The 6,328-nt window shown below is 51.7% G+C and carries 4 protein-coding genes; all 4 read left to right on the forward strand.

Going from position 1 to position 6,328, the window contains the following annotated elements; translation table 11 throughout:
• The first annotated feature begins 219 nt into the window (after positions 1-219).
• The 4 genes from KOR42_RS25520 (at position 220) to KOR42_RS25535 (ending at position 6,261) form a co-directional block, all read left to right on the forward strand.
• Entirely contained in the window at positions 220-486 is a 267-nt protein-coding gene (locus tag KOR42_RS25520; RefSeq protein WP_146512632.1) for a hypothetical protein, read from the forward strand.
• Positions 483-812 carry a type II toxin-antitoxin system RelE/ParE family toxin gene (locus KOR42_RS25525; protein WP_146512633.1) on the forward strand — a complete coding sequence of 110 codons (330 nt, stop codon included), beginning with the start codon at positions 483-485 and terminating at the stop codon, positions 810-812. Before KOR42_RS25520 ends, KOR42_RS25525 begins: the two co-directional genes overlap by 4 nt.
• Positions 813-1,076: 264 nt before the next feature.
• On the forward strand, positions 1,077-1,676 hold the full coding sequence (locus tag KOR42_RS25530; protein WP_146512634.1) for an RNA polymerase sigma factor: 600 nt from the start codon (positions 1,077-1,079) through the stop codon (positions 1,674-1,676).
• Positions 1,677-1,953: 277 nt separating this feature from the next.
• Positions 1,954-6,261: a serine/threonine protein kinase gene (locus tag KOR42_RS25535; RefSeq protein ID WP_261342078.1), complete on the forward strand. Its 4,308-nt coding sequence runs from the start codon at positions 1,954-1,956 to the stop codon at positions 6,259-6,261.
• Positions 6,262-6,328: the final 67 nt, after the last annotated feature.

Here is a 6,328-nt window from a genome sequence, read left to right on the forward strand (position 1 = left end):
CAGCTTCTGCAACACCTCAGCCAGCGACTTTCCTGCCGCCAACATCGCTTGCCCCTCCTGCAACAGCTTCACAATCTGCTCAGGCTTACGTCGTCGTCGCTTCGTCATCAAAGTCTCCTCGAACCAACATCGGTCGGTTGACTCTCATAACATCTGGATCAGAAAATGGGGAGCACGCCATCTGTTCCCAAAACCGGCCTATTGAGGTAGAATAACGGTATGACTCCGAAACTTTCCGAAGAACTTACTGATGCGCTGCGCGCGAACGGCCCCGATGGCTTGGAAGTCGTCGATCCGGCTACGAATCGCATTTACATGATCGTCGATGGTGACACCTATCGACAGGCAGTGGAGGCTCTACGCCGCCAGAATGATCGCAACGCGATTACCGAAGGTCTGGCACAAATGGAAGCAGGTGAAGGCAAACCGGCTGAGCAAGCATTCGAGGAAATGCGGGAGCGACTGAGGTTTCCTCAGGCGCAATGAAGCACGTTGTCAAAATTCTCCCGCGTGCTGAAGCGGATATCGAACGCAACGCCCAATGGTGGGCCGATCATCACAGCATCGATCAAGCCGTGAAATGGTTCTACGGGGTCCGATCTCAGGTTCTTTCGCTTGACGAATTTCCCGAGAGTCATTCGTTGTCGTATGAGAACGACAAATTCCCGTACGAGATTCGAGAGAAGCTCGTCGGTTTAGGATCACGTCCAAGCTACAGAGCCGTGTTCACGATCCGAGACGGCACTGTTTTTGTTGTCGCTCTTCTCGCGGCTGAGCAGGACCGTCTTCGGCCAGACGACGTTCATCTCTGAAGCGTTCACCGGCTATTCGGTGTGAATGCGATGCAGCTTCCATGTTTCTGCGGCTGTGCTTGCAAGATATGGCTCCCATCGCCCATAGCGTTTGCTCATAAAGGCAAATTTGCAGCGAGCTTTCGGATTTGACAGTTTTCAGGGCCAAAGGCAACTGGCTACATGTCGCATGCAAGAATGCATTTTTTCCAGAATCTATGTAACAATGAGTCTCTTCAGACGGGTTACTTGTAGAAAGTTCGCAATTTTGCAGGAGATCGTTGGTTGCACGGACCGGATACACGAGCGTCACTGATTGAGCAGCTGGCAGATTCAAACTGTCAGCCTGCATGGGATGAATTCGTACGGTTATATCAACCAGCCATCTACCGCGTTGCTTGCAATCGAGGGTTGCAGCATGCAGACGCGGAAGACTTGACGCAGGATGTCCTGACTCAGATTGGCTGCAAAGTGAAGGACTTTGATGTGTCTGGCAGCGGATCGTTTCGAGGTTGGCTCGGAAAAATCACGCGAGACATGCTGGTTGACGGTTTGCGTCGTCGTCAGCGTGCCGTCGATGTTGCCAGCGGGGATTCGGGCGTTCGAGGCCAGCTTGCAGAACTGCCGTCCCGCGACGAGACCGGAACGCTCATCCAAATCGAGGTTCGGCGTGAGCAACTGATGTCTGCGTGCGAGCGAATTCGGTTTCAATTCAGTGAGCCGGTTTGGCTTTCGTTCTGGCTGACGGCAATCGAACAACAATCGATCGCAAAAGTGGCCGAGCAACTGAACCGGTCCGAAGGATCTGTCCGCGTGGCGCGGTGCCGCGTGATGAATCGACTCAAAGAAGAGGTAAGAAATAATGATAGCTCAGCTTCACTATAAGCGAGAACAACTACGGGATTTCCTGTCGACGTCCGATGCGGTGGAATGCTCCGAAATCGCTACGCACGTCGAGCAGTGTTCGCAGTGTCAGGAAGAGTTGGAGTCGATTGCGGGCGAAGGCTTTGACTGGCACGAAGCAAGTGAGCTATTGAGTTCAGCGAAAGCTCACGACTCATCCGCTTCGAATTCTGAGATCTCTCAGCGGTCATGGCAAGGTAAGCTGCTGGAAGCAACCAGTCACCCGGGATCGCTCGGTCGCTTTGGCAGGTATGAGGTAATGCGGTGTCTTGGTCGAGGCGGCATGGGGATCGTGTTCCGAGTGTTTGATCCTCAATTGAATCGTGACTCCGCAGTGAAAGTCCTGTCGCCTGAGCTTGCCGGCAGTGCCGCCGCGCGGCAGCGATTTTCGCGAGAAGCAAAGAGTGCCGCTGCTGTCGTTCATCCCCATGTCGTTCCGATTCAAACCGTCGACGAACACGATGGATTGCCATACTTGGTGATGCCGGTTGTCGAAGGCCAAAGTCTGCAACAGCGGGTTGAGAAGGACGGACCACTTTCAGTCATCGAAACCGTCCGCATCGCATCGCAGGTCGCCGAGGGACTCGCAGCCGCCCATGAACAAGGGCTGGTTCACCGTGATATCAAGCCGGCCAATATTCTGCTGGAAAACGGGGTCGAACGTGTGCAACTCACGGACTTTGGATTGGCTCGCGCGGTCGACGATGCCAGCATGACCCGCAGCGGCGTGATTGCTGGGACACCGCAATACATGTCCCCCGAGCAAGCTCACGGCGACTCAGTCGATCATCGAAGCGACTTGTTCTCGCTTGGTAGCGTGGTGTACTTCATGCTCACCGGTCGTTCACCTTTCCGAGCCGAAACCACGATGGGAGTGCTCAATCGCATTAGCAACGATGAACCACGAAGTCTGCGTTCGATCAATCCCGATGTTCCCGAGTGGCTAGAAACGGTAGTGGTGAAACTATTAGAAAAAGACCGCGACCAGCGGTTTCAGTCAGCAGAAGAAGTTGCCAAGCTGCTAGAAGATTGCTTGGCGCATATTCAGCAGCCAACAGAGATCGATCTGCCAGCCACCCTTATCGGCGCCCCGCTTACGGGAGAGTCAGGCTCTCCTCCCCAGAGAGGAATCTCTCATGAGGGCACCAAATCGTCATTGAGCGGATGGATCAAGCAGAGATTTCACCGTCAACCGCCAACTCGAAAACTATTGATCGCCCTCGGCTTCGCGGCTCCGTTGCTGTTGGCGGGAATCGTGTTCCTGATCGAGTCTAGCAAAGGCACGATCCGCATCGAATGCGACGCGGACGAACTTCCCCTTGTGATCAAAAAAGACGGCAAGGTGTACGACAAGCTCACCGTCGGCCGCGATGGAGAATCCATTCGCGTCTACGCGGGTGAGTACGAAGTAACATTCGCAGAAAGGTTTGATCAGTTTGCCATCGACAACGGCACTGTTGAACTTCTTCGTGGCAAAGAAACGGTCGTACGAATCCGGGAAAAAGTGTCACAACTTCCACTCCCACGTCCTGACGACGGTGTCTATAAGAGTTCGGAGAATGATACGGCAAAGGTACACACCCCGCCGCCAATCCTCCAAGGTGAGCCTACGAATCCATTAGACGAAGGCGAAGATCCTTTTGAATCTGAATCCACACCTCTGCCCGGCGTCCACTCACAATCTGACCCCATGTTGGATAACCCACCGGAGACGAGTGCGGCATCCCGCCGTCTTCCGGAGGTTGATACTCGGACCACTGTGAAGAACCCAAAAGCTTCGGAAGCCAATGCTGTTGTTCCACAACTAGAGGCGTCGCAAGCCAGCCAAGATGATAGAGGAAGGCTCCCAACACTTCTCGAACAACTCCAAGGCACGTGGCGTGCTACTCGCTTAGTTGAAAATGGGCATCTACAACCAATAGACGCGCGATTTACGCTCAAGGTGAGTGGCGAGCACTGCTGGTTCAAAGTCAAAGAAGGATACGACTCAGGAACAATCACTATGACCAACTACCCTCCAAACTCTAAACTTTGGAAGTGTCAATTCGTAACAGCAGACAATGTCACAAAAACGCCAGCGATCATCCGATTTCTTTCGCAGGACAAGCTCGAAATCTGCTTGAATGAGTCCGGTTCAACAACATACCCGAGTACGTTTGAGTCTACTCCCGATTCATTCAGCATTCTGGCGACGCTTGTGCGTGAAGATCGCATGAATAAGCCGATAGATCCAGTAGACGAAGGCGAAGATCCTTTTGGCTCTGAATCCACACCTCTGCCCGGCTTCCACTCACAATCTGACCCCATGTTGGATAACCCAACGGAGACAAGTGCTGCATCCCGCCGTCCTTCGGAGGTTGAAACTCCGACCACTGTGAAGAACCCAAAAGTTTCGGAAGCCAATGCTTTCGCTTCGCTGCTGGGGACATGGACGCTTGCTGAGAAGAAGTCAAATCCGTACCGGAAAGGTGAATTCAAGTCTACTAATGGGTTCCGCAAATACGAGATGACCTTCACAACGAACCAGGAAGGGCCCGAGAATACGGTCAGAATCGTACACGAAACGAACGGTGATACTCGAGTCAAAACCGACACGACCCACCGTGTAACACTAGATCCCAATGGCTCACCAAAACAGATCAATATCTTCGGAGAGAATTTTCTGATGCAGGGTGTCTTTGATCTGATTCATATGTCAGTTAATAGGGAAGATGACATTCTTCAGATTGCATGGAATGGGAAACCCGATGTGACCCGCCCGAGCAGTGTTGAAGCGACTCCCGATTCAGATCCGTCGCACACTCTTTGGATTCTGAAACGCGCGGGGACAGCAGACTCAAAGGTCCTTACAGCAGAAGAGGCAATCGCGCAAGGAAAGGAGCTTTCTGGCAAGGAGATCACGATTCGTTTTCGTGTTCAATCGATCCGTCGCAGAACAAGGGTCGGAGCGGACGGCAAAGAAACCAAACATTGGGAACTCGGGTCACGACCTTATCGAGGCGGCGCTGATACGGAGAAGATCTCAATCGTTCTCGGGTATGCAGCCTCCGCCCGAACGAACGAACGTAATTTATCAGACCGATTTATGGGATCAGTCATCGAAGTGAAAAGCAAGCTGAAATCCATCATTGTCGATGTCCTTTTTACTACTTTGACCCCCAGAGAAGACATCATCCTTTACTATCTTGATGTTGATGACATTGATGAAATCAATGTCGTGGAACCACCAAAAAACAATGGAGCCGACATAGATGGTGAGGCTCTCGCCCCGCCTGGCTTCCTCCCAGAATCTGACCCCATGTTGGATAACCCAACGGAGACAAGTGCTGCATCCCGCCGTCCTTCGAAGGTTGAAACTCCGACCACTGAGAAGAACCCAAGAGTTTCGGAAACCAATGCTTTCGCTTCGCTGCTGGGGACATGGACGCTTGTTGAGAAGAAGTCAAATCCGTACCGGAAAGGTGAATTCAAGTCTACTAATGGGTTCCGCAAATACGAGATGACCTTCACAACGAACCAGGAAGGGCCCGAGAATACGGTCAGAATCGTACACGAAACGAAGGGTGATACTCGAGTCAAAACCGACACGACCCACCGTGTAACACTAGATCCCAATAGCACACCAAAACAGATCAATATCTTCGGAGAGAATTTTCTAATTCAGGGTGTCTTTGATCTGATTCATATGTCAGTTGATAGGGAAGATGACATTCTTCAGATTGCATGGAATGGGAAACCCGATGTGACCCGCCCGAGCAGTGTTGAAGCGACTCCCGATTCAGATCCGTCGCACACTCTTTGGATTCTGAAACGCGCGGGGACAGCAGACTCAAATGTCCTAACAGCAGAAGAGGCAATCGCGCAAGGAAAGGAGCTTTCTGGCAAGGAGATCGCGGTTCGTTTTCGTGTTCAATCGATCCGACGCGGAACAAGGGTCGGAGCGGACGGCAAAATAACCAAACATTGGGAACTCGGGTCACGACCTTATCGAGGCGGCGCTGATACGGAGAAGATCTCAATCGTTCTCGGGTATGCAGCCTCCGCCTCAACGAACGAACGTAATTTATCAGACCGATTTATGGGATCAGTCATCGAAGTGAAAAGCAAGTTGAAATCCATCATTGTCGATGTCCCTATTACTACTTTGACCCCCAGAGAAGACATCATCCTTTACTATTTTGATGTTGATGACATTAATGAAATCAATGTCGTGGAACCACCAAAAAACAAAGGAACGGACATAGATGGTGAAGCTCTCGCCCCCGTGGAAGACGATGATGAACCTATGGATCAGTGGAAACAGAACGATGAAACAGGTCGCCCCCTGACTGACAATCGTGAAGGGAGCGTTCTATTCTTTCCTCCAAATCCTGGAACTGTGTTGGAGAGCGAAATAAGTTTAATTGATGATGATTTTCAAGGTGACGTTGTATTCAAAACGAACGTTCCCAACCTACGACGAGGCAGACACTCAAATTTCGATTCTATGATTATGCTAGAGCTTAGAGCCTATCCGGAATCCTCTTCATGCTGTAAGTCGGTATTTGAACGGAGCTTGGTTGGGTGAAGGAGCTAAGCGGCGGAGCATGCGACCAATGGAAGCCACATAGATCATGGCTTCGCTCGATTTGGTG

The sequence above is a fragment of the Thalassoglobus neptunius genome, assembly GCF_007859735.1.
In the GTDB taxonomy this organism is placed as follows: Bacteria; Planctomycetota; Planctomycetia; order Planctomycetales; family Planctomycetaceae; genus Thalassoglobus; species Thalassoglobus neptunius.